The following is a 24,719-nucleotide window of genomic DNA, read 5'->3' on the forward strand; positions in this document are numbered from 1 at the left end:
CAGAGGCAGAAAAAGAGGGGGGAAGATGTAGAAAATACCACCTTTTGCAAACTCCGGGTTTGACACGACCCGAAACACAGTGGCATTGGGCATCGCCTTAACAGTCTGGTTCGAGTCCTGTCTCAGCATTCCGGTGCTGTTCGGGGTTCGTTCGTGTTCCGGGGCGTTGGCCCCAATATCTGCTCAGGATTGACAGGTAGCAAGATGTCCCAGCCCGATCTCGGCACCAAACGCGTCTGCGTCTCCTGTGGTGCCCGTTTTTATGACCTGAACCGCGCACCCGCCATTTGCCCCAAATGCGGAACGGAACAGCCTGTCCTGGTGCCGCGCCTGCGCCGCAACTCTGACAGTCTATCCCCCGTTCCGGCGAGTGCTGCCCCCATCAAGAAAGTCGATGAAGACATCGATATCGACACCGATGACGATACGGACGACGATGATGTGATGGAAGACACCGCTGATCTGGATGATGACGACGACGACATCAGCTCAGACATCGATGTTAACACGGATTCGGAAGACCACGAATCCTGATCCCTCAGGGGATATGAACATCTTTAGTATCAGACCAAAAAAAAAGCCCGCTGGCATACAGCGGGCTTTTTTTTGCTTCCAGACTCTCCCGGAGGCAAAAAAATCAGCTTGCGGGGCGGCGCTCTATTTCCACCCCCACGCCTTCTATTTCCGCAAACACATCCAGTTTTTCTATGCGCACGCGCACAACGCGCACCCGGTCATCGCTCAGTACGCCAGAGGCTATGCGCTCGGCCAGTGTTTCCACCAGCCGCACATGCCCCTCCCGCACAATGCGATGCACAAGCTGGACCACCCGCTCGTACGAGACCGTGCGGCTCAGGTCATCCGGCCCCACCTCCAGGTCCGTGCGGTCATCCACCCCGAAATGGACCGACACCCGGATACGCTGGGTTACACCCTGCTCATGCGGAAACACGCCAATATGGGCATCGAGCACCATATTCTTCAAAAACAGGCAACGCAGCGGCGGCTGGTCGGCCCACGGAGCAAAAACGGCCATTTTTTATTCTTCCACGGCATGTCCGGCCCATGGGGCCGCGGACCATTGCAGGTGTTGCCCATCATTCAGGCTCAGCATCTGCCCGGTCACAAAGGGTTGGGCCAAAAGGGCAAGGATTGCCCGCACAGACTGCTCCTGCATCTGCCCGGGGCAGGGCAGGGGAGAAGCAGGAGCGATGCCCACGGCGTTAACCCTGATCCCTTTGGGGGCAAGAGCCTGCGCCATGGTCTGCGTGAGTGTCCACAGCGCAGTTCTGGATACGGTATGACTGACAAAATGGGGCGATAATGGCCACACATGCTCATCCAGCATATTCAGCACCATGCCCCGCGCCCCCTGTGGCAACCCTTTGGCAAAGGCCTGAATCAGCACAAAAGGCGCACGCAGGTTAGGTTTCATATGCCTCATCCAGCTTTCCAGCGAAGCATCGTCCCATGCATCCTGCTCGCAGGTGGCGGCATTGTTGACCAGCACGCCCAAAGGGCCGCCAAGCGCCTGCGAGGCCTGCCCATACAGAGCCTGCACCTGCTCCTCACGCATAAAGTCGGCCTGTAGCACACAGCCGGTACGGCCTAGCGCGCGTACGGCGTGCAATATATCTTCCGCCCCGGCCCGGCTGGTGCGGTCATGAATGGCCACATCAAACCCGGCCTGTGCAAGACCAAGCACAACGGCCCGCCCCGACCGTTCGCCACCCCCGGTCACCAGAGCGCGGCGTGGTATGGCCGGGCTGATCGGCAGCATGTCCACGGGCATGGTTCTACCCCTTACTGGTTGGCATCAATCTGTCAGGCAGGACGGCGGGCACCAAGGGCGGCGGCCAGAGTGCCATCATCCAGCACATCCAGAGCGCCCCCCATGGGCACGCCCTGCGCCACACGGCTGATGGTCAGCCCCTCATATGCTTCCAGCTGGTCCATCAGCCAGTGCATGGTCGTGGCCCCCTCCACCGTGGCGCCAAGAGCCAGAATGACCTCGCGCACGGTACCTTCATGCAGGCGGGTCAGCAGGGCGGACACGTTAAGGTCTTCCGGCCCGACCCCCGCCAGAGGGGACAGGGTGCCCCCCAGAACCTGATAAACACCCCTATGGACCCCCGCACGCTCAAGCGCCCACAGATCGCCCACCGTTTCCACCACACAGACCAGCCCCCTGTCACGCAGCGGGTCGGTGCAGATATGGCACGGGTCCGATGTATCCAGATTCCCGCAGGAGGAGCAGGTGCGAATAGCCTCTCCCGCCCGTTCCATGGCGCGCGCGAGCGGGGCCAGCCGTGTATGGGGTTCGCGGAGCAGATACAGCGCCACACGCCGGGCCGAACGCGGGCCAAAACCCGGCAGCCGCCCCAGCAGGCGAATAAGCTGCTCTATTTCCTGACCACCCATGCCCGCCTGCTTTCCCCCGTGCTCAAGGCCGGTTGGTGTCTGTGGTTCAGAACGGCAGCTTCATGCCTGCGGGCAGGTTGAGCCCGCCGGTGACCTTCTGCATTTCCTCGGCAGCTTTTTCGTCCAGCTTCTTGCGTGCATCCGCACAGGCCGCCACGATCAGGTCCTGCAACATTTCCATTTCGGTCGGGTCGGCCAGCTTGGGGTCGATTTTAATGGAGCGCATATCCCCCTTGCCGCTCAGCACAACGCTGACCATGCCCGCACCTGCCGAGCCATCAATGCTCATGGCTTCCAGTGTGCTCTGCATGGCTTCCATCTTGGACTGCATCTGCGTAGCCTGCTTCATCAGTGAGGCAAGGTTCTTCATGGTCATCCCCTTAGCTTGTCTGTCTGCCGCGTATGCGGCTATGGCGCACCCCTGCGGCGCATCACCTGTTCCTTATCTGGCCCAGAACGTGCTGTTTTGCCAGCCCGGCCCGCTCACTTCAGTCCTGCGAGGCACCGGGATCGTATGGTCGGTCATCTTCATCCAGCGGCTGCGCGTCCAGAGGAGCAAACAGCAGTTCGGGCGGCTCCTCGGGGGGAAGGCCATAATCATCCAGACCATGGTCATTCACCTCGCCCAGCTGCGCATCGGGAAAAGCGGTCAGAATCGCACGGACCAGCGGATGCGCCTCTGCCTCGCGCCGCCGGAACTGGATCACCTCCGCTCCCTGCATATCCAGCGTGGGTTCGCCTTCCTCCTGCCCGGCTTCAATCTGCCAGCTTATGCCCGTTGCACGGTCCAGCACACGGCGCAACTGCGGCACAAGGTCGCTCGGCACTCCTCGCTCGAACCGCAGGACAATCCGCCCGGGGGAAAAAGAGATCAGATGGGCGGCATGCCGCAACTGCCCGTGCAGGATAGCCTCGCGCTGGTCCCTGACCAGCGCAACTGCCTCCCGCCATGTCCGCGGGACTGGAGGCGGCGCGGGTTCGGTCCGGGCCACAGGCTGCATGGCAGGGGCAGGAACGGGAGCGGCCATGCCACCGGAACTGACCATGCGCAGGCGCGGTGGCTCATGCCCGGCCTCACCTGCTGCTGCATCGTCCTGTGGAGCCGCAAGCGCACCTGCCCCGCTCGGGCTTGCAGTACCCGCAGACGCAGCACCAGCCAGCGCAGGCGGGCCACCTGCCTGCAAAGCTGAGGGAGAAACAGATGATGCGCTACGCCCTGCGTCATCCTGCGAAGCGCTCAGGCGTTTGACCAGATCCTCGGGCGAAGGCAGATCGGCCACGTAACACAGGCGGATCAGCACCATATCTGCTGCGACGCGCCTGTCGGGAGCGCTCTCCACCTCGCGCACCCCCTTGACCAGCATCTGCCATGCCCGCATGAGCACAGGCACGGTAAACGCACTGGCCATATGCGTGCCCCGCACCCGCTCGGCCTCTGGCATATCTGCCGAGTCCCCCAGACCGGGTACGGCCCGCAAGCGTGAGACAATGTGGACAAGCTCCAGCATATCCCCCAGCACAAGGCCGGGGTCCGCCCCACGGGCATAAGCCGCATCCAGCAGGGCAAGAGCCCTGTCGGGCCTGCCGGTCAGCACCGCATCCAGCAGGTCGAACACCACCTCGCGGTCCGCCAGACCCAGCATGTCACTGACAATGCCTGCGCCAATAACCCCGCCTTCATCCGTAACACCGCTGCCCTGGGCAATGGCCTGATCAAGCAGGGAGAGGCCATCGCGCACCGACCCATCTGCTGCGCGGGCGATCAGGGCCAGCGCATCGTCGGAGAGCACGACGTGTTCCTTTTGTGCAATCCGGCCGAACAGGCCAGCCAGTTCGGCCTGCGGCACACGCCGCAGGTCAAACCGCTGGCAGCGTGACAGAACAGTAACCGGCACCTTACGCAGTTCGGTCGTGGCAAAAATGAACGTGACCTGCGCAGGCGGCTCTTCCAGCGTTTTGAGCAGCGCGTTAAAGGCATTGCGCGAGAGCATATGCACTTCGTCGATGATAAAGACCTTCATGCGCCCCTGCATGGGGCGGAAGCGCGTGGCTTCTATGATCTCGCGCACATCATCCACCCCCGTGCGGGAGGCTGCGTCCATTTCCAGTACATCGGGGTGGCGGTCAGCCAGAATGGCCACACAGTTGGGGCACACACCACACGGGTCGGCTGTGGGGCCACCATTGCCATCCGGCCCGGTGCAGTTAAGGGCACGGGCAATAATACGCGCGGTGGTGGTTTTACCCACCCCGCGCACCCCGGTAAGCATGAAGGCATGGGCCACACGCCCCAGCGCAAACGCATTGCGCAGGGTGCGGACCATGGCCTCCTGACCGATCAGGTCATCAAAGGTCGTGGGACGGTATTTACGTGCGAGCACCCTGTAGGGAGGGGTTGCGGCATCGGGCACTGGTGGGGGAGGCCGGGAGGAAGCGGGAGCCGGATCGGCATCACCAAACAGACCGGGGCCTTCCGGTTCCGGACTGGGAAGCCCCTCATCGTGAGGGAACTGTTCGTCAGTCGTATCACTCATGCCATGCCCGCAGACTGTGTAAGGTCACGCCCTGCTTGCCCGGCTCGACCGGCGCAGAATAGTCTGATCCACAAGGGCGGAAAATCAGGGTGGAAAGCCGAACAATGACCCGGACGAAACTCACCATGGCTGCTTCCTTCCGGACCTGACCGGTTTAGCAAGGTGTCCGTCCACCGCTCGACTTTCCGAGGTCACACCTAGCACCAAACCCAAGTCCGTGCCAAGCCTTCTGGCAGCTTTTCCAGGGTTGTTTCTTTACCTATCGGACACAGACAGGCTAGAAAACGGGGTAATTGGTGCGCAGTGTCGCAGACTCAGGAGAATTGTGCTCGTGTCCGGTTTCCGTTTGTATCCTGCCGCTATGGCATCCGTTCTTCTGGCCGGTGGCCTGAGCGCAGGCTCCCCTGCTCTGGCAGATGACGAGACAGCTCCGCGCAACAACATCAGCAATATCCAGTTGCAAAAGGAACTCGCGGTTCTGCACCTCAAACCCGATGCAGCGGGGCCTGCGTGTATTGCATCGCTCAAGGAACTGCACAAAACGCAGGATCTTTTGCAAAAGGATGAAGAAAGCTCCCGCAATCAGGACCTGACGGTTGCCGAGGACGTGCTTGAATCCGACTTTGAAAATTCGATCGAAGCCTGCGCCGCAGATGTGGAAAAACTGTGTGAGACACACACACCCTCCGCTGAACTGCGCCAGACCTGCGAAAAAATAGACAGCCTGCCTTCCAAAGATACGCAGGCAGCCGACTAGGCCCAGATCACGCATCTTAAAATCCTTTTAACGGGCCATAGCCGGACATGCCACAGCCGCCCCACCCGCTACCCCCTGCCGCCGCGCGCATACCATACCCGGCCGGGCCTTACGGGTGGCGGCCTCTGGTGCTCGGCGCGGCTTTGTTTTTCATCATCGGATTTGTCACATGGCTGAATGGCCCGCTGATCTCTTTTGTGCGGGTCGCCTTTACCCTGAATGATCTGGCGGCATTTATGGTGCCGCTTGTTTTTTACTTTTCCTACTTCGTCTTTTCCATTCCCTCGAGCCTGAGCGTGACACGCACCGGCTTTAAAAACGGGCTGGTTTATGCCCTGCTGCTCATGGCAGGCGGCATGGGGCTGACCGGCCAGTGCCTGCATGCACGCTCCTACCCCGGTGCGTTGGGAGGTTTTCTGGTGCTGGGCATGGGGCTGGCCCTGTTACAGGTGGCCATTAACCCTTATGTCAGCCTTCTGGGCCCTGAAAACCGAAGCGCGCAGCGTATTGCCATTATGGGCATCTGCAACAAGCTGGGGGGTATTGCAGCCCCTGTTGCACTGGCAACACTGGCCATGCCTCACATGACCGACATATCCGCAACGCTATCAACACTGACTGATACGGATCAACGACTGTCTGTACAACAGGATTTTCTGAACAGCATTTACTGGCCCTATATGGGAATGGCTTTTTTTCTGGCCCTGACAGCTCTGTGGGTTCTGCAATCATCCCTTCCGGAAATTCGTACGGATATTTGTAAAAATAATTATTTGGAAAAGAATTTTATAAAAATAATTTTCTCGTCTCTCAACAGCAGAACCCTGCTGGGTGCCGGAGCAATGTTTTTTTATGTCGGGGTAGAGGTGCTTTCCGGCGATGCTGTGGGAACCTATGCACAAGGTTTTGGAATATCCCTTGATCAGACAAAGTTTTTTACATCACTTACCCTTTTTTTCATGCTCTGCGGTTACGTGGCGGGGCTTGTCCTGTCCCCCCGTCTGATCACACAGGAACGCTATATCCCTCTCTCCTGCCTGTGTGGGGCACTACTGAGCGTAGGGGCATGGGCGACGCATGGCTCCATATCCGTTGCCTGCGTAACTTTAATGGGTTTTGCAAACTCCATGATTTTTCCATATCTGTTTCCATTAGCACTCAAAGGTTCGGGAGAACACACGGCACAGGTTTCAGCTTTTCTGGTCATGGCGTATTGCGGAGGCGGGATTGTGCCGCAGCTTTTTGTTCTTTTAAAGCCAGTCATGGGTTTTCAGGCGGCATTCGTATGCCTTTCTCTTTTTTCCTACATTCTGATTACCCTGTACGCACACCACTTCATGAACAGGGACCTGAAAAAACTCCCTCTTGTGGCAAAGGAAATCTGAATCATGGCCGAGCTCAAAGGGCATCTTGTTTTACCCGAACGCGTTGTTCCAGGCCATGTCACATTTGCAGGGCAGATACAGGCCGTAACGCCAGACAGCGCCGCCATTCCTGACCGCTATATTCTACCCGGTTTTATTGACGGCCATGTGCATGGCGGCAATGGGGCGGACACCATGGATGGCGTAGAGGCCATTCACACGCTGGCCCGCTTCCATGCCCGGCATGGCACCACCACCATACTGCCCACCACCATTACCAGCCCATGGGCTGACGTGCTTGGTGCGCTTGCCGCCATTGCCGAAGTGCGTGGCACCACCATACCAGACGGCCCCAACATACATGGCGCACATCTGGAAGGACCATTTGTCAGCCCGCACAAGCTGGGTGCGCAGCCCCCCCACGCTCTGGTGCCAACCCCCCGGCGTGTGGCGGAAATTCTGGCCTTTGACTGCGTACGCGTTGTAACCCTCGCCCCCGAGCTCCCTCATGCGCAGGAGGCCATGCAGCTTTTTGCGCAGGCCGGTGTGCGGGTCAGTCTTGGCCACACTCTTGCTGGATATGAAGAGACCGAGCAGGCCATATGCCACATCTGCTCCGCAGGAGGCATAACAGGTGCTACCCACCTGTTTAACGCCATGGCCGGTATAGAAAGCCGCAAGCCCGGCCCCGCCACGGCCCTGATGTGCAGTGATGCTTACGCCGAACTGATTTTTGATACCCACCACGTGCACCCCGCCACCTTCCGGCTGGCCCAGCGCGTTATGCCCGAACGCCTGCTATTTGTAACAGACGCCATGCGGGCTGCCGGACTACCCGATGGCCCAAGCCTTTTGGGCGGGCAGCAGGTTATGGTGGATCAGGGCGCGGTCCGCCTGCCAAGCGGCGCTCTGGCAGGGAGCGTGCTGACACTGGATACCGCATTGCGCAACGCCGTACAGGCGGGGCTGCCGTTGCATCAAGCCGCTGTTCTGCTCACGCGCAACCCAGCCCAGTATCTTGGTCTGCATGACCGGGGCACCCTGCACGCAGGCAAACGCGCCGATTTTGTTGTTATGGATAGCGCACTTTCCGTGCAGGAAGTCTGGGTGGCTGGCCAGCGCATTGCCTGAGCAGACCACACACCCATCTGACCCACAACAGGGCCACGACCTCCGCTAGTGCTGTTACGACTCGGGGAGATGTAAAATAAGGTCCACACCTTTGAGACTACCCAGAACGGCAGCTTTTTCCTTAACCGTCAGGCGGCTTTCCGCATCTGGCAGGGAGGGCGCTTCCGCCAGCTTGACCAGCCCTACAAGCAGATCGGCATTAATGGGCTCCCCCGCACGGCGCTCGGTTGGCAACATGGCAATATGTGCCTGGCACAACACGGGGTCAGCCCGCAGGGCACGCAGGGCATCGTCAGGCAAAGCAGGGGTTTGATCCCGCACTTCCTCGCGCTCAAGTTTTTGCAGAACATCAGGGGTATGTGTTTCTTCCGGCACCAGCAAAAGCCCTGCCCGCCTGAAACCAAGCCCCATATTCCGGCTGCTGGTAAAGGCAACGAGAGGAATGGAAAATACCAGCCCGAGCAGAACAGGCGTCATCCAGAAAAACAGGGAGGGAGACACAACCCACGCCCCCGCCCCCAGCACCAGACCGAACAGGGTAAAGCGTGCGTACTGGCGGGCCACCTCCAGGAACGGAATACCGCCATCATCACGCCGCTGCGTGTTCCAGCCAGAATCATGCCCGCTCAGGATCGAGATAACGCCCGATGTCTGGATAAGCATGGCAATCGGGGCGATCAGGCCGCCAATCAGCGTTTCCACCAGCACGGACATGGCCGCACGGACCGGGCCACCACTGCCGCGCCGCGCTTCAGGGTCAAGCAGCAGGGCAATATAGGCCAGCAGCTTGGGGGCAAGCAGCACAACCATTGTGCCAATAAACACGTATTTAGCCTGCACCGGGTCCACATGAGGCCAATGCGGATACAGGAGTTTGGTGCCCCCAAAATATTCTGGACGCTGAAAATGCGACTGAAGCGAAATTAAAATCCCGGTCAGCAGGAACACCAGCCACAGAGGCGAAGTGACATACGCGCCAATGCCTACCACCATATGCATGCGGCTGACCCAGTGCAGCCCTCTGGTAGGCAGCACCTTGACGTGTTGCAGGTTCCCCTGGCACCAGCGCCGGTCGCGGATGGCCACATCGGTCAGCGAGGGTGGGCTTTCCTCATACGATCCATCCAGCGCGGGAATCATGTGAATGGCCCAGCCACCCCGGCGCATCAGGGCTGCTTCTACAAAGTCGTGGCTGAGAATATGCCCACCAAAAGGCGGTTTACCCGGCACATGGGGCAACCCCGCCTGACTGGCAAAGGCGCGGGTACGAATAATGGCGTTATGCCCCCAGTAGTTGCCCTCCGAGCCATGCCACCAGGCAATGCCATACGCAATAATGGGGCCATACACACGCCCGGCAAACTGCTGCAACCGGGCAAACAGGGTGGTGCCTCCCACAATAACAGGGAGTGTCTGGATCAACCCCACACCGGGGTTACGCTCCATGGCATCAGCCATACGCACCAGCGTTTGACCGGACATGACGGAATCCGCATCCAACGTCACCATGTGGTCGTATGCGCCCCCAAAACGGCGCACCCATTCCCCCACATTGCCCGCCTTGCGTTCTACGTTGTTGTGCCTGCGGCGGTAAAAAATACGTTCATGCCCACCAACCTGCTCCCGCAGGGCCAGAAAGGCAGCTTCTTCCTTGACCCATACATCCGGGTTGGTGGTATCTGAGAGGATAAACAGGTCAAAACTGCCTAGCTGCCCTGTTTCTTCCAGACTGGTGTAAATGGCCCGCAACCCGGCCATAACACGGTGGGGTGGTTCGTTATAGGTTGGCAGCAGCAGGGCTGTTCTACGGGTCAGCCGGGGCAGGGGCCCTGTACGGTGGATGCCAAGCCCAAGGCCGCCATGTGTCACCAGCGAGCAGAACCCGGCCACCGAAGAGGTGAACGCAAGGGCTATCCACATGAACAATGCAATAAACAGCACCAGCACGATGACGCCCAGGGTAGATACCCCCGCCTCGTCCATCACCATATGCGTGCGCCATGCCCCATAAGCCGTAAGTGCAAGTGCAGACCCGATAACCGAAAAACGGCGTAGCACAATGCTGGAAGGCGATGTGGCAGGCGTGCGCCCGCGCCCTTCCATATTGGCAGGTTTTTGCAGGCTCTGGACTGGCATATCCAGCCGCGCTTCGGGTGGCAGGGCTTCAAAAGGTCGTTCAGATGCACCCGTATTCATATCCGGCATAATCAGGGGGTCCACCGATACAGCCACTGTTCGGAAATGGGGCCGGCATCCGTTTCCAGCACCGCATTCAGGTCGGCTACCTTGGCGTCTGCTGGAATAAACTCAAACGTGGTGCGTATCCCATTGATAGCCGGATTAGGCTCGACAACCACATTCCGGATTGTGCCCGCCGATGTTTTGGGCGTGACGTGGAAATGCGTATCCTTTGGCAGATGCTCAAAGGGGGTGCCCATAAAGTCTATGGCAAAGAAGCGGGCATCATTATTATCCACCACTGAACCCACGCGGGTCGCGCCAATACGGGCCAACGGTGTAGAGAAGGGCGCATCCCACCCCCAGTACATGCGGTAGGTAAAGTGATATTCCTGCCCCGCGCGCAGGGGTTCCTTGGGCCGCCAGAAGGAGACGATGTTATCGTTCACTTCATTCGGTGTGGGAATTTCCACCAGATCGACCCAGCCTGCTCCCCAGTCCCCGATCGGCTCAATCCACAGGGAAGGACGTTTTTCGTAATGCAGGGCCAGGTCTTCGTAATCATGGAAGGCCCGCCTGCGCTGCATCAGCCCAAATCCACGGGGGGAAACATCCGAGAATGTGGAAAACTGGAGGTCCAGCGGATTCCGCAGCGGGCGGTAAAGCTGCTGGTCAGCACCGGTCCACATTTGCAGGGCTTCGCTGTCATGCGCAGCGGGGCGCCAGTCATCAACGTGGTTATGGTCATTGACGTCAAAATAGAACATGCCGGTCAGGGGGGCTATGCCGGACTGCTCGATCTTGGCGCGTGGGAACAGGGTTGTCTGCACATCAAACACAGTGCTGTCGCCCGGACGGATGGTAAAGCGGAAAGCGCCTGTTAGCGTCGGGCTGTCCAGCAGGGCATGCACAACAACGGATTGTACGCCCTGCTGTGGTTTTTCCAGCCAGAATGCGCGGAACAGTGCGAATTCCTCCCCTTTTGGATCCCCCGTACCATTGGCGAATCCACGAGCGGAAAGCCCATAATCCTGCCCCTTGGCTACGGCACGGAAGTAGGACGCCCCCAGAAATACGCAGAACTCCTCCATAACACCGGGGGTGTTAATGGCGGTACGCAGGCGGACACCGGCAAAGCCCAGATCATCCGTAACCCGCAAGGTGGGGTCGGAATAGGTGAACAGATCGGGGGAATAGGGCACAGCGCCTGCCTGCCCGTCCCGGACCTCGTAAATTTCTATGCGGGGGCGGTAGAGAAAACCACGCGGAAAAAACTCCACGTCGAACGCCAGATTATCCCCCGCCCACAAGGCGCGGTCGGGCCGGTAGGCAATGCTCCGATACTGGTCAAATGTCAGGTTATCCAACGTTTTGGGCAGATTTTGCCCCGGTGGATGATATTCCGCATTGGCCAGCCTGCGGGCGATCTGGATTACGGTGCTATCATCAAACTTGCCGGTGGCGCCACTCAGCCCCTCCGCCCGCGCCTTGCGGGCGACTCCGCCAACGAGCGATGCCAAAGTCACGCCCGCCCCGGCCCGAATGACCCCTCGTCGCTGTACGTTTGATGACACTTTAATCTCCCGCTATGATCAATAAGTCTCTGGCGCGATTGTAGCTACGCCATGCATTTTGTCACTCAGATAAGGTTTTTTGGAGGCATTCAGCCACAGGCACAAGCAGAGCTTCCATCTGGCTGATACCAGAATGAGCGGCTTGCGTCGCGTCGCGCTCGATCTGGCGGTAAAGGGCCAGAACGGTTTTGCCTGTCTCAGTCAGGAACGCGCCACCACCTCCGCCGGGCCGGGTCATGACCAGCGGCTCCACAAAAAGCTGATTCAGGTTATCCACCAAAAGCCACGTACGCCGGTAAGACATGCCCATGGCACGCCCTGCTGCGGAAATGGAGCCGGTTTCGGCCAACTGTTCCAGCAGGCGAACCTTGCCATGCCCCAATGCGGCACGTCCATCGGCATCAACCCGCAATGTCAGTCTCAGTCGCCCTGTCATGATCTCTGCTTTTCAGTCATAAGTGGCTCCGTGCAACACCACGCATAAAGAGCGGAACCTTGGTATGAACACTTCGCGCGCAGATATCATCTGGCGTTTGATGACGCCAGATGATCTTGCCTACGTTACAGCACTGGCCGCCAGTGTGCACCCTGACTACCCCGAAGATACAGATATTTTTGCCGAGCGCCTACGCCTTGCGCCCGCAGGCTGCCTGAGCCTGATACTGGACGGGACATTGGCGGGCTATCTGATCAGCCACCCGTGGCGGGGACTGCTTTCCCCCCCGTTGAACACCCCACTCGGCACCCTGCCTGCTCCGGCGGACCGCTGGTATATTCATGACGTAGCCATAGCCCCAGCGGCGCGGGGCAGAGGCTATGCGCAAATGGCCATTGCGCGGGCTGAAGACGCCGCGCGCAAGGCGGGCCTGACCACACTGACCCTGACATCCACCCGCCACGCCCTGCGGTTCTGGGCGGGGCAGGGATTTGTGCCAGACGTGACCAGCGCGGAAGAACAGGCCATTCTGGCGTCATACGACCCACAGGCCTGCCTGCTTTCCCGCCGGATCGGGTAATTAGTCCTCGCCCTCGGCATCATGCTCGGGGGCGACCATCATGGCTTCTGCCACAACGCCTGCGTGTTCACGCACCTTGCGTTCAATGTCGGCCGCCATTTCGGGATGGTCACGCAGGAACTGCTTGGCGTTCTCACGCCCCTGACCAATACGCTGGCTGTCGTAGGAGAACCACGCACCGGATTTTTCCACCACACCGGCCTTTACGCCAAGGTCAATGAGTTCTCCCACCTTGCTGATGCCTTCGCCGTACATAATGTCAAATTCGACCTGACGGAAAGGAGGGGCCATCTTGTTCTTGACGACCTTGACGCGCGTCTGGTTGCCCGTCACCTCGTCCTTGTCCTTGATTGAACCGATACGGCGGATGTCCAGACGGACAGAAGAATAGAACTTGAGCGCATTCCCCCCTGTTGTGGTTTCGGGGTTGCCGAACATCACACCAATCTTGAGGCGGATCTGGTTTAAAAAGATCATCAGCGTATTGGAACGTGCGACCGTGCCGGTCAGCTTGCGCAAGGCCTGACTCATCAGGCGGGCATGCAGCCCCACATGGCTGTCGCCCATATCACCTTCAAGTTCGGCGCGGGGCACAAGAGCGGCCACACTGTCCACCACCAGCACGTCAATCGCCCCTGAACGTACCAGGGTATCGGCAATTTCGAGCGCCTGTTCACCCGCATCGGGCTGGCTGATCAGCAGGTTATCAATATCCACGCCCAGTTTTTTGGCGTAGCCGGGGTCCAGCGCATGTTCGGCATCAATAAATGCGCAGGTGCCACCGCGCTTTTGCGCCTCTGCAATGGCGTGCAGGGCCAGTGTGGTTTTACCCGAGCTTTCCGGCCCATAGATTTCCACCACACGACCACGGGGCAGACCACCAATGCCCAGAGCAATATCCAGCCCCAGCGAGCCGGTGGAGATGACATCCGACTGTTCCTTGGGCCGCTGGCCCAGCCGCATGACGGACCCTTTGCCAAAAGCCCGCTCAATCTGCCCAAGAGCGCCTTCCAGCGCCTTTGCCTTATCCATTCTCTACCATTCCCTCAGCTTATGAGCCGAACACCCAGACCGGACCCCCGCGTGGCTCCGGGCCTGAAACCTGTTGGTTCCGGTTTAAAACCCCTGCCACAAACATTTTTGCTCCGCAACGCATCACCACGGAGACCCAGAGCCTGACACAAACTCCGTTAAGAATTTGGACCCGTTTTGTTCTATTATAGAACAAAAGCAAAACATAGCAAGGATGGCGTACCGTTCCAGCACACCATCCCCTGATTTTTGACAACACCAGACCTAGTGGGTGGCAGGGGAACTCCCCACCGCAAGACCGGCCCCTCTGGGGTCTGTCCAGCCAAAGCAACGACCAGCGCCAGCAGAAAGCCCGCCGGGGCAGGAAACAAAATTGGCCCGCCCGTTGCCATTAGTCACCTGCGGGCGCACGCCTGCAACAGCTGCCTGCAAGGCAATGGCTGCCGTATCGGCTGCCACATTCTGCCCCGATGCAGCGGCGGCCGCGCGGAAATCCGTACCCTGATGCACAATGCCCGCCGCCAGCAGAGGGAGCGGCCTTTGCGCAGGTGATGCCCCCAGTACAATGCCGGTCGAACCTGCAATACGCCCTGTGCCGAACAGGTTGTTCATGCTCAGCGCGCAGGCCACGGTCTGGCCCTGCCGGTCAGTCACAACAAACGATGTTGATGCAGGCAGTGCGGGCAGCGCCCCACCGGAGGACAGACTGCCAGAATTCAGCAGGGCCTGCGCATCGGCCACCATGGTCGCGCTCCCCTTGCCACTCTGGCGCGCACGCCATGCCGCCACAACGCGCTCCCCGCCACGACCACCGGCCATATAGGCCGCAGCCATGCCAAGCCCGCCATCGGCCGGGGGAGGCAGGAAGCTGATATCCAGCCCACGGGCATGCACCGTAAGCGGCGGCTCCGCCACGGGAACATCCCCACGCAGATCGGCAGAAGACAGGCCACCACCCGCAGCCTGCGCCCCTTCGATAAACGTCTGGGCCAGAGCGCCTGTGTACAGGTCGCCCACTCCGGCAATACGCATGCGTTCAAGCGCGCCAGCCAGACGGCTCTGCACCAGTATGTCATCTGCTGCCAGAACATGCCCGCTGTCGTTACCGAATACGGCGCGCACCTTGTCATCGGCCAAAAGCGAAGACTGGACAGCCGCCAGATCCGCCGCAAGCAGCCCCCCGACTGGTACCCCGTGAGAGGCCAGATTGCGCGCGGGCACAATAAGGTCTGCAAAATCCACGCTGCCATAGCGCATCTGCATCAGGAAAAGCCCGCGTGCGAGCAGGGGCACAGATGCAGGCCTGTCTGCCTGTGCATTGGTCTGGGCAGTGCCGTGAGGCACAAAAACAAACGCCTGTCCCGCAGGCTCTCCCGGGCGCCACGCAAGGCAGGCGCCCCCCCCACCGAGTGACGCGCGCGATGGCAGGGAAACCGCAAGCGCAAGCCCCAGAGCCGCAGCCGCGTCAGCCGCATTGCCACCTTTGGCCAGAATATCCCGCGCGACCAGAGCCGCGCGCGGCTCATCCGCCGCCACAGCCCCGACAAACCCGCTGACAACAGGCTGGTTCGTATGGCCATCCCCTCCTCCACAGGCCGCCAGTGTGCTGGTCAGGGCAAGAGCAAGCGCTGCCGCGCGGGCACGACCGGACAAGCCGGTGCGGGACAGGACAGAACGGTGTTTGTTGAATCGGGCAGCCACGCCTAGCGCTCTCCACTTCTGGGCCCGTCCGGCGGGCAGACGTTTTGTACTTTTATCTCATAGCTGGATTACCCTGCTTTGGGGCTATCAGCAACACAACTTGCGTGGCACTTTTCTTGCAGAACACTCTGTGTATCCCTTGCCCCTGACGGGCATGCACCGTAGCGTCCGATTTTACGGATAAGGACACCATGCAAAAACTGATCTCATCTTTCTATCGTCTGACAGCCTCCGGCACTCTGGCCACCCTGCTTGCACTTGGCGGCCAGCCCACAGCGCACGCTGCAACCGATGGCAGCTTTACCCCTGCCCAGCGGGCCGAGATTATCTCGATCGTACGCAATGCGCTCAAAACCGACCCCACAATCCTGACCGATGCCGTAGCGGCCATGCAGAGCAAGGCATCGGAGCAGAAGGCGACTTCCGCACTGGACGTTGTCCGCCACAACAAGGCGCAGTTTGGCAACAGCACGAGCGACATCGTTCTGGGCAATCCTCACGGCAAGCTGAGCATTGTCGAGTTTTATGACCCACGCTGCCCCTACTGCCGCAAGGTTCTGCCAGACCTGGACGCACTGGTGGCCGCCGAACCGGACCTGCGGCTGGTGGAAAAGGTCATTCCCGTACTGGGGCCGAACAGTGTTCTGGATTCCCAGGCAATTGTGGCCGCCGGTTTGCAGAACGCCTATAAACCGTTCCAGCATGCCCTTATGGCCGACACCTCCGCACCCGGCATAGAGCGTATCCGCCACGCAGCGGCGCTGGCCGGGCTGGATGCCGAGCGACTGGTAAAGGACATGAAAAGCCCCGCCGTGGCGACAGCTCTGGCGCAGAACGTAGCTCTTGCCCGCTCAATTGATCTGGATGGCACGCCAACATTTATTATTGGCGAACAGCAGATTATTCCCGGAGCGGTCTCTCTGAACGACCTGAAAGCCGCGCTTGAAAATCTGAAGCAGGCGCACTAGCCGCCAGCGGGCCCACCACCCGGCCAGACCAGCAGGCCGGGTGGTGGGCCTGCCCTTTGGTGGCACAGAATAATTATCAAATTTTCATATTAAAATTTTATAAGTTTCCCCTCCCTGAAACCTGTTTTGAACAGCAGGTTTTGCGCCCCCCCCTTTTGATAGCTGCCCGCAAGACGACATAAAACTGTCACTTTACCCTTCGTAAAAACTGGCATTACGCTCAAAAGTCCTTTTATTTTAACAAAAAATAGACAAATGACCCTGCAGAAAACATTCGACCAGCACAGCATGGGTTCCCTCGCGCAAGACGGGTTCAGACTCTGCCCGACAGAATCCGGAAGCGCTGTCATGGATATTTTTAAAAACCATCCTGACACCCATCATATTTGCATTATCAATGCCCGGGACATTCCCATTGGCGTTGTGGAAAGGCAAAGATTCCTTTCTCTCATGTCCAGCCCGTTTTCATACGCCCTGTATCATAAACGCCCGGTTACGCTACTGATGGACGATCGTCCATTAATGGTGGAAGCCAGAACGCCTATTCTGGATTTTACAAAAAAGATTCTGAACAACAAAATCTCTGATATTAACAAATCTTTTATAATTACACATAACCAGTCCTATGTTGGCACGGCCACTCCGTTTGACCTTATGAGGGTGTCCTACCTCCACAGCAACCGCATTTCAGACACACTCCAGACCAGAACCATAACGCTGCATGAAACACTGCATAAAATCCAGGCAGCAACCCATTCGATCAGTACGGAATCCCGCAACCTCAGAGATGAATCCGAAAACCTTTCGGAACGCAACAGAACGCAAAACCAGCATCTGCGGGAATCTGACAAGCGCATAAAGTCGACCATGGAAAAAACCAGAAACCAGAATATAAAAATGGAGGAATCCAGAAATTACATTCAGCATGCATCTACAAATATACGGGAATCCTGTGTAAAAATTAATGAAACCATCGAAAAATTTGAAAAAATATCGGAAGCATCAGAAGATATTGGTAAAATTCTCAACATCATGAAAAATATTTCGTCCCAGATCAATATTCTGGGCATTAACGCGAACATAGAAGCCTCCAAGGTAGGCGACCACGGTACCGGCTTTGGTGTTGTTGCAATGGAAATACGCAACCTTTCGCGCATGACATCGGAATCCCTGATGCGTACCAAAACGCTTATTTCCTATTTGCAGGACGCCATAAATACCTGCTCCGGTTCCATGCGCGATAACTCCCAGACATTGTCTGGAATTATTCAGCATGTTGATAAAATAAAATACTCTTTTCAGGAATTTGAAGAAACCGCTTTGGTGCAGAAAGAAGAGATCCATCAACTGAACCAGATCATGCAGGAACTCAATATTTCCACTGCCCAGAATAACGAAACCGTAAACAACACCAACGCAATCTGCGACAATCTGTTCTTTAATGTTTCAGAACTGGCGCAAATGACAAACAATATGCACAGCCTGCCTGCGCATTACAACCTGCAATAAAAAACCCTCCATTTTCATGGAGGGTTTTTAAATAACCTGTACCAGACCAGCATCAGGCCTGTTCCGTATCAGGCCACGTTTTCGATCTTTTGCACAGCAGGTTGGGGAATAACACCCTCCTCGCGCAAAAGATGCGCAAGTGCGCGCACCATATCGTCCATCATCTCATCCGTATGGAATGGTCCGGGCGTCAGGCGCAGGCGCTCGGTCCCCTCGGGCACGGTCGGGTAGTTGATCGGCGTTGCATAATGGCCAAACTCCACCAGAAGGCGGCGGCAGATCCGCTTGCAACGCTCCGCATCCCCAATGGGAATAGGCACAATGTGACTTGGGGTCATGGTAAAAGGCACACCGGCAGCCCGCAGGCGCTGGCGCATGGTATGCACACGCTCGAACAGGGACTCGCGCCGCCAGTTTTCCGCCCGCACCTTGCGCACGCTGGCCAGAGCCGCCCCCACTACGGATGGCGGCAGGGCTGTGGTAAAAATAAACCCCGATGCCGTTGAGCGCAGAAAATCCACAATCTCGGCCGAAGCCGTAATGTAGCCCCCATGTACGCCAAAGCCCTTGGCCAGCGTCCCTTCAATAATGTCCACCTGATCGGCAACACCATCGCGCTGCGACACGCCACCACCTTCCTGTCCGTACAGCCCAACGGCATGTACTTCGTCCAGATAGGTCAGGGCATTGTATTTTCTGGCCAGAGCACAGATCGCGCCAATGTCGGACATGTCTCCATCCATGGAGTACACGCTCTCAAACGCAATCAGCTTGGGAGCATCTGCCGGAGCCGCAGCCAGCTTGGCCTCCAGATCCTGCAGGTCATTATGTTCAAAAATAACGGTCTGAGACCCGCGCGCGCCCTTGATCCCCGCAATCATGGAGGCATGGTTCAGACGGTCGGAAAAACAGATCCAGCCTGGCATCGACGTCAGAATTGTCTGTAAACTGGCCTGATTGGAAACATAACCTGAAATAAAGAGCAGCCCGGCTTCCTTGCCATGCAGGGCGGCCAGTTCGGCTTCCAGCTGGTCATGCAGCGGGCTGGTGCCCGCAATATTGCGTGTGCCCCCCGCTCCAGCACCCTGCTCGCGTATGGCGGCAATCGCGGCATCCTGCACTTCGGGCACAACGCCCATACCCAGATAATCGTTTGTGGACCAGACAATAACCTCACGCCCTTCAGGCATGTTGGCCACGTATTCCTCATACAGGGGAAAGCGCTCTGCCTGACGCGCCAGTGGCGTAAAGGTTCTGTAACGCCCCTGCTGCTTGATCCGCCCCAGCGCTTCCTCACAGTGTTCGTAAAATGGATGCCGGGCGTTCTTGATCGCTCCCACGCTTGCTTTCTCCTCGCTTCTCGTCAGAAACGGTCGGGGCATGGGCTTACCCATCGGCCGTCTGGCCTTATTGTCTTCATGCTTTTGTGTTTCGGCACGATACCCTATCGCACATACACCCGTATGGTTGGTTTCGTCACCGACGAATCCGGCATAGCGGACATTTCCACCTGTGCTTCTGGCACACCGGCGTCAACCAGTTCCTGCATAATGGCATGTCCATCATGCTGGACAAGGTCCTGCAAGGCGGTCTGTGCGGCCTCCTGCCCCACCTGCGGCGGCACCAGACAGCTTACAACAAAGAGCACTTCCTTTTTACGCGCAAGAGCCCTGTGCGCAATCTGGTCCACCGGAGCCTTCCATTCCGCCTGTGGTGTACCTGCCACCAGTTCGATCAGGGGCGGCACGGGTAGAGGACCGGGAGGGGAAGGAGGAATATACGGCTTGGGCTCAACACCGGCGGAAGGGTCAAACGTTCTCTGGTCCAGCGGCTTGCACCCGACCATACCCGCCAGCAGGCAGACTGAAAGCGCAGCCCCAACAGCACGCCCCCCCTTTGCAGCATAAAAAACAGACAGCATAACCGGACCACTCTCCACTTGAAAACAGATAGCGCGCCAGATGCACGTATTTTGCAAGGTATCCGCTCCTTCTTTCGCGCTCCCACGCGCCCGGCGCAAGCCCTTACGCCTGTAACCCGGCCGTAAAAACACCTGTCCGGCTCCAAAACTGCCTCTTGCAGATACCGTTTGCTCTCTGGTTAACTGTCCCGTGGCACCGGGCTGGTTGCACGGGGCACTTCTGTACTGCACTCCCTTGGGCAAAACACAGGGCTGATGGTCGGCACATCTTCCACAGACGACACCACCCCACACGCTTCCCACACACAGGACGCGCTTGTGCTGCGCATGGACAAGGCAGCCCGCGCCTTTCTGGCCGCCGCCACCACGGAGGAGGACACCCGGGCCGAACTCCAGACCATGTGCCTGCCCATGACAGCACTGTGGTGCCGCATCCTCCGCTTTGACCCCGCAATGCCCGACTGGCCCGACAGGGACCGGTGTGTGGTGCCATCCTCCGCCATGCTGCCTTTGCTGGCCGCCATGCTACGCCTGACGGCCTCCGGCGTGCAGGAGGGGAACACAACGCTGGAATACGGCGAGCACCCGGCCGTGGAAATTGCCACAGGTCCGGCTGGGCAGGGTATGGCGGCCGCGGCAGGCATGGCTCTGGCCGAACAGCATCTGGCCAAACGTTATGGCCGCTCCCTGGTAAACCACCGCACATGGGTACTGGCACGTGACAGTGACCTGGTCACAGGTGTTGCGCTGGAAGCCGCGCAACTGGCCAGCCGTTTTGCCCTGAACCGCATGGCCGTACTTGTCTGCCCGTCCCCCCTGACCGACCCGGCTGATTTTTCGGACTCACTGGCCCGGTTTGGCGCATCGGGGTGGAGTGTACGCAAAGTGCGCGCCCATGACCTTGGCGGTATTATGGCGGCACTTCAGGCCACGTTACGGGCCAGAAAACCTACTCTTGTCGCCTGCATACCCGACTGTTGCCCCACCCTGCCCGACCTGCCCCCCGAGGAAGAACTGACCGGCCCGTGGAGCCCCACAGCCCGGCGTGGCGGCTCCATCCGCCGCTCCTGGATACGCAGGCTGGCCCAGCACCGCGCCCGCGCGGATTTTGAGCGTGACCAGTCCGGCAGGGCCCGCCAGAGCATGCGGGAGGACTGGGGGCGGCTCTGGCGGCAGACCATGCGTGCAGCCCCCGATGGTTCCTCCCAGCAGGCAGCCTTTGCCGGGCTGGGCGCGCTGGCAGTGCTGCGGCAGGATGTAGCCATTCTGGCCGCAACTTCGAGCACCAGAAGCTCGCGCCGCGCCAACCTGCCCATTCCCTTCAGCAATACCGCACAGCCTTGTGGCATACAGGAACATGGCATGGCGGGTATGCTCAACGGCATGGCCCGCCACGGGGGCATCCTGCCCTGCGGCGTAGCGGGAATGATGACCATCGACCGCATGCGCTCCGCCTTGCGCATGACAGCACTCATGCGCAGCAAGGTGCTCTACCTGCTGACCGATGACGGGCTGGCCTTAAGCGATAACGGCGGCGGCTGGCAGCCTGTGGAACAACTGGCCAGCCTGCGTGCCATGCCGCATCTGGCAGTCTTCCGCCCCGCCTGCGCGGAGGAAACCTTTGCCTGCTGGCAGGCTGCCCTGAACTGGCCTCAAGGCCCGGCCCTGCTGATCCTGTGTCCACACCCCCCACCACCACGCACAGACCGGCGGGCAGGGCATTATGGTAGTCCGTCCCATGGTGGTTACCTCATAAACTGTGGCGCGGGGGAGCGGCACGTCACGCTTATGGCATCTGGCCCCGAGGTTGCCATTGCCACACAGGCAGGGCAGCATCTGGCCGAGCAGGGGTTGAACGTGGCAGTTGTTTCCATCCCCTGCTGGGAGGTTTTTGCAGAGCAGCCTGCCGCCTACCGCACAGCCGTACTGGGGCAGGAAGGTTTGCGCGTGGGAATAGAAGCTGCAAGCAGCTTTGGCTGGGAGCGCTGGCTGGGAGCAGATGGAATTTTCGTTGGCATGGATGATTTTGGCATATCCGCCCCTGCCAACGCGGTGTATGAACGCTTTGGCATTACAGCCGGAGCGATCTGCGAGAAAGTGCTTGCACGCTTTCTTGCATCTGGAGCGCAAAAGGACTCGTCCCCCACCGCCCCACCCCCGTCCCGGCTGGAAGCTCTGGACATGTCACTAACGATAACAAGATCATAAAAAGTACGGAGACACATCCCATGGCAGTCAAAATCGCCATCAATGGCTTTGGTCGTATCGGTCGCCTTGTGCTGCGCGGCATTATTGAAAGCGGACGCACGGACGTTGTACCCGTAGCCATTAACGATCTGGGCAGCGTTGAAGATAACGCTCACCTCCTGAGCTATGACAGCGTGCACGGCCGCCTGCCTGCGGACGTTCGGGTGGAAAATGGCAAGCTGGTCATTTCCGCCAATGGCCGCACATGGGACCCGATTACCGTTTCCGCCGAGCGCGACCCCTCCAAGGTGCCATTTGCAGGTGTGGACGTGGCCATGGAATGTACAGGACTGTTCACCACCAAGGAAAAAGCTGGCCTGCTGCTGGCTGCTGGTGCGCGCAAGGTTATTGTCTCCGCCCCCGCAACGGATGTGGATGCAACCATCGTCTTCGGTGTGAATGAAGATGTGCTGACATCGGACATGACCGTAATCTCCAACGCCTCCTGCACCACCAACTGTCTGGCCCCCATCGCCAAGGTGATGGAAGACTCCTTTGGCATCGAGCGTGGCTACATGGTGACCATCCACTCCTACACCGGTGACCAGCGCACGGTGGACACACTGCACCAGGACCTGCGCCGCGCCCGTGCAGCAGGCATGAACATGATCCCCACCTCCACAGGGGCAGCGCGCGCCGTGGGGCTGGTTCTGCCGCAGCTCAAAGGCAAGCTCGATGGCACGGCCATCCGTGTGCCTACGGCCAATGTCTCCGTTGTCTCGCTCGACTTCGTGCCCAAAAAGGCTCCCGGCAGCGTGGAAGACGTCAACAACGCCATCAAGGCCGTTGTGGACTCCGGCAAAATGAAGAACGCACTGGCCTATAACGAAGCCCCTCTGGTCAGTTCCGACTTCAACCACGCCATCGCCTCCTCTACCTTTGATGCTACACAGACAGCTCTGGTCGATGGCGGCAAGCTGGTGCGCGTATGCTCCTGGTACGACAACGAGTGGGGCTTCTCCAACCGCATGTCCGATACGGCAGCTCTGTTTGGATCACTCTAATGGCTACCAGTCTCCCCTTTGCCACGCTGGATACGCTGGACCCCAAGGGCAAGCGCATCCTGCTTCGTGTGGATCTGAACGTCCCTATGAAGGACGGACAGGTAACCGATCAGACCCGCATTGAGCGGGTCGTTCCCACTATTCGGGAACTGGCGGAAAAAGGCGGGCGGGTTATTCTGCTCAGCCATTTTGACCGACCCCAGGGTCAGGTTGTGCCCGCCATGTCACTCAGGCCCATTGCCACGGCACTGGCCACGGCGCTGGGCCGCCCGGTCAGCTTTGCCCATGACTGCATTGGCCCCGATACGGAAGCCGCAACCCGCGCCCTGAACGATGGGGACATTCTGCTGCTGGAAAACACCCGCTTCCAGCCCGGCGAAGAATGTAATGACGCCGAGCTTTCCGCAGCACTCGCCAATCTGGGCGATGTGTATGTGAACGATGCATTCTCCGCCGCACACCGCGCCCATGCCTCCACGGCAGGGGTTGCCACCCATCTGCCTTCTTTTGGTGGCCGCCTGATGGAAGCAGAACTGCAGGCCCTGTACGCTGCGCTGGAAAACCCCGAGCGTCCCGTAGGGGCCATTGTGGGTGGAGCCAAGATTTCCACCAAGCTCCAGTTGCTCGAAAACCTGCTGGACAAGGTGGACATGCTGGCGATTGGCGGGGCCATGGCCAACACGTTTTTGGCAGCCCAAGGCCTGAATGTTGGCAAATCACTCAAGGAAGAGGATATGCTGGATACAGCCCGCCTGATTATGGCGCAGGCCAAGGCCAAAAACTGCGACCTGATCCTGCCGGTTGACATGGTGATCTCCGAAGACTTCATGGCAGGCGCACCCACCAGCACCGTGCCCGCCAACGCCATTCCCGATGGCTGGATGGCGCTTGATGTCGGGCCGGAAACGGTCAAGCTGCTCAACGACAGGCTGGGAGGGCTTAAGACACTGGTCTGGAACGGCCCGCTCGGCGTCTTTGAACTTCCTCCGTTTGATGAGGGCACAAACGCCGTAGCGCAGGAAGCAGGCCGACTGACCAAAGCAGGCAAGCTGAAAACCGTTGCCGGTGGGGGGGATACCGTATCCGCGCTGCGCCATGCCGGTGTACTGCATGACATGACCTATGTCTCGACTGCTGGAGGCGCTTTTCTGGAATGGCTTGAAGGCAAGGTTCTACCGGGCCTGACCGCCATTAGCACTACGCTGGAAAAAACCCTGCCGATCTGATGCATGGCGCCAGCGCAAGGCTTTTTCTACCCCGGTAGGGAAAGCCAACCGATGGCAAAAACAGGCAGGCCGCGCCAGGACCAGAACATATCAGGTGTTTGTGACGTACTTTGTAAGCCACAAACACCTGACTTCT

22 protein-coding genes and 1 other RNA gene are annotated in these 24,719 nt (G+C 59.0%); 10 read left to right on the forward strand and 13 right to left on the reverse strand.

Going from position 1 to position 24,719, the window contains the following annotated elements:
* Positions 1-204 precede the first annotated feature (204 nt).
* Complete coding sequence (locus PY793_RS08010) at positions 205-534, forward strand: TIGR02300 family protein (protein ID WP_275177584.1); 330 nt, start codon at positions 205-207, stop codon at positions 532-534.
* A 103-nt stretch (positions 535-637) separates the two neighbouring features.
* Here PY793_RS08010 and folB read toward each other — a convergent pair whose 3' ends face one another.
* From folB to ffs, 6 genes are all read right to left on the reverse strand, one after another.
* Positions 638-1,036 (reverse strand): dihydroneopterin aldolase, encoded by a 399-nt coding sequence (folB, locus tag PY793_RS08015; protein WP_275177585.1) that lies wholly within the window; start codon positions 1,034-1,036, stop codon positions 638-640.
* 3 nt (positions 1,037-1,039) lie between these two features.
* Positions 1,040-1,792, reverse strand: coding sequence for an SDR family NAD(P)-dependent oxidoreductase (locus PY793_RS08020; protein ID WP_275177586.1), 753 nt, complete (start codon positions 1,790-1,792; stop codon positions 1,040-1,042).
* 32 nt (positions 1,793-1,824) lie between these two features.
* On the reverse strand, positions 1,825-2,421 hold the full coding sequence (recR, locus tag PY793_RS08025) for a recombination mediator RecR (RefSeq protein ID WP_275177587.1): 597 nt from the start codon (positions 2,419-2,421) through the stop codon (positions 1,825-1,827).
* Between the two features lie 46 nt (positions 2,422-2,467).
* Positions 2,468-2,791, reverse strand: coding sequence for a YbaB/EbfC family nucleoid-associated protein (locus tag PY793_RS08030; protein WP_048854954.1), 324 nt, complete (start codon positions 2,789-2,791; stop codon positions 2,468-2,470).
* Between the two features lie 118 nt (positions 2,792-2,909).
* Positions 2,910-4,955: a DNA polymerase III subunit gamma/tau gene (locus tag PY793_RS08035; RefSeq protein ID WP_275177588.1), complete on the reverse strand. Its 2,046-nt coding sequence runs from the start codon at positions 4,953-4,955 to the stop codon at positions 2,910-2,912.
* Between the two features lie 90 nt (positions 4,956-5,045).
* Positions 5,046-5,140: signal recognition particle sRNA small type (ffs, locus tag PY793_RS08040), an RNA gene on the reverse strand.
* Between the two features lie 146 nt (positions 5,141-5,286).
* Between ffs and PY793_RS08045 the strand changes: the two genes are divergently transcribed.
* From PY793_RS08045 to PY793_RS08055, 3 genes are read left to right on the forward strand one after another with little or no spacing between them, the layout of a single operon-like run.
* Positions 5,287-5,712: a hypothetical protein gene (locus tag PY793_RS08045; RefSeq protein ID WP_275177589.1), complete on the forward strand. Its 426-nt coding sequence runs from the start codon at positions 5,287-5,289 to the stop codon at positions 5,710-5,712.
* Positions 5,713-5,759: 47 nt separating this feature from the next.
* Positions 5,760-7,097, forward strand: coding sequence for a glucose/galactose MFS transporter (gene gluP, locus PY793_RS08050; protein WP_275177590.1), 1,338 nt, complete (start codon positions 5,760-5,762; stop codon positions 7,095-7,097).
* A 3-nt stretch (positions 7,098-7,100) separates the two neighbouring features.
* The gene (locus tag PY793_RS08055; protein ID WP_275177591.1) at positions 7,101-8,207 is read left to right on the forward strand and encodes an N-acetylglucosamine-6-phosphate deacetylase; all 1,107 of its coding nucleotides are present in this window, start codon (positions 7,101-7,103) and stop codon (positions 8,205-8,207) included.
* Between the two features lie 54 nt (positions 8,208-8,261).
* Here the strand turns inward: PY793_RS08055 and mdoH are convergent, their stop codons facing one another.
* From mdoH to PY793_RS08070, 3 genes are all read right to left on the reverse strand, one after another.
* Positions 8,262-10,412, reverse strand: a complete 2,151-nt coding sequence (gene mdoH / locus PY793_RS08060) for a glucans biosynthesis glucosyltransferase MdoH (RefSeq protein WP_275177592.1) — start codon at positions 10,410-10,412, stop codon at positions 8,262-8,264.
* Positions 10,413-10,414: 2 nt separating this feature from the next.
* The gene (locus PY793_RS08065) at positions 10,415-11,959 is read right to left on the reverse strand and encodes an OpgD/OpgG family glucan biosynthesis protein (protein ID WP_275177593.1); all 1,545 of its coding nucleotides are present in this window, start codon (positions 11,957-11,959) and stop codon (positions 10,415-10,417) included.
* Between the two features lie 61 nt (positions 11,960-12,020).
* Complete coding sequence (locus tag PY793_RS08070; RefSeq protein ID WP_275177594.1) at positions 12,021-12,395, reverse strand: winged helix-turn-helix domain-containing protein; 375 nt, start codon at positions 12,393-12,395, stop codon at positions 12,021-12,023.
* A 64-nt stretch (positions 12,396-12,459) separates the two neighbouring features.
* Between PY793_RS08070 and PY793_RS08075 the strand changes: the two genes are divergently transcribed.
* Positions 12,460-12,975 (forward strand): GNAT family N-acetyltransferase, encoded by a 516-nt coding sequence (locus PY793_RS08075; RefSeq protein WP_275177595.1) that lies wholly within the window; start codon positions 12,460-12,462, stop codon positions 12,973-12,975.
* On the opposite strand, the gene recA is transcribed toward PY793_RS08075, so the two are convergent.
* Complete coding sequence (recA, locus tag PY793_RS08080; RefSeq protein ID WP_166115395.1) at positions 12,976-14,007, reverse strand: recombinase RecA; 1,032 nt, start codon at positions 14,005-14,007, stop codon at positions 12,976-12,978.
* A 264-nt stretch (positions 14,008-14,271) separates the two neighbouring features.
* On the reverse strand, positions 14,272-15,708 hold the full coding sequence (locus PY793_RS08085; RefSeq protein WP_275177596.1) for a gamma-glutamyltransferase: 1,437 nt from the start codon (positions 15,706-15,708) through the stop codon (positions 14,272-14,274).
* 191 nt (positions 15,709-15,899) lie between these two features.
* Between PY793_RS08085 and PY793_RS08090 the strand changes: the two genes are divergently transcribed.
* Positions 15,900-16,676, forward strand: coding sequence for a DsbA family protein (locus PY793_RS08090; protein WP_275177597.1), 777 nt, complete (start codon positions 15,900-15,902; stop codon positions 16,674-16,676).
* A gap of 348 nt (positions 16,677-17,024) precedes the next feature.
* Complete coding sequence (locus tag PY793_RS08095; protein WP_275177598.1) at positions 17,025-18,185, forward strand: methyl-accepting chemotaxis protein; 1,161 nt, start codon at positions 17,025-17,027, stop codon at positions 18,183-18,185.
* Positions 18,186-18,253: 68 nt separating this feature from the next.
* On the opposite strand, the gene hemA is transcribed toward PY793_RS08095, so the two are convergent.
* Both hemA and PY793_RS08105 read right to left on the reverse strand, forming a co-directional pair.
* Entirely contained in the window at positions 18,254-19,567 is a 1,314-nt protein-coding gene (gene hemA / locus PY793_RS08100) for a 5-aminolevulinate synthase (protein ID WP_275177599.1), read from the reverse strand.
* 62 nt (positions 19,568-19,629) lie between these two features.
* Positions 19,630-20,163 carry a hypothetical protein gene (locus PY793_RS08105; protein WP_275177600.1) on the reverse strand — a complete coding sequence of 178 codons (534 nt, stop codon included), beginning with the start codon at positions 20,161-20,163 and terminating at the stop codon, positions 19,630-19,632.
* Between the two features lie 198 nt (positions 20,164-20,361).
* On the opposite strand from PY793_RS08105, the gene PY793_RS08110 reads away from it, so the two are divergent.
* Genes PY793_RS08110 through PY793_RS08120 form a run of 3 tightly spaced genes read left to right on the forward strand, consistent with a single transcriptional unit; the run spans position 20,362 to position 24,583 of the window.
* A complete protein-coding gene (locus tag PY793_RS08110) occupies positions 20,362-22,314 on the forward strand; it encodes a transketolase-like TK C-terminal-containing protein (RefSeq protein ID WP_275177601.1) in 1,953 nt (650 codons plus the stop codon).
* Between the two features lie 20 nt (positions 22,315-22,334).
* On the forward strand, positions 22,335-23,357 hold the full coding sequence (gene gap, locus PY793_RS08115; protein WP_275177602.1) for a type I glyceraldehyde-3-phosphate dehydrogenase: 1,023 nt from the start codon (positions 22,335-22,337) through the stop codon (positions 23,355-23,357).
* Complete coding sequence (locus PY793_RS08120; RefSeq protein WP_275177603.1) at positions 23,357-24,583, forward strand: phosphoglycerate kinase; 1,227 nt, start codon at positions 23,357-23,359, stop codon at positions 24,581-24,583. Before gap ends, PY793_RS08120 begins: the two co-directional genes overlap by 1 nt.
* The last annotated feature ends 136 nt before the right edge of the window (positions 24,584-24,719 follow it).

It is taken from the genome of Acetobacter fabarum (assembly GCF_029069195.1).
GTDB lineage: Bacteria > Pseudomonadota > Alphaproteobacteria > Acetobacterales > Acetobacteraceae > Acetobacter > Acetobacter fabarum_A.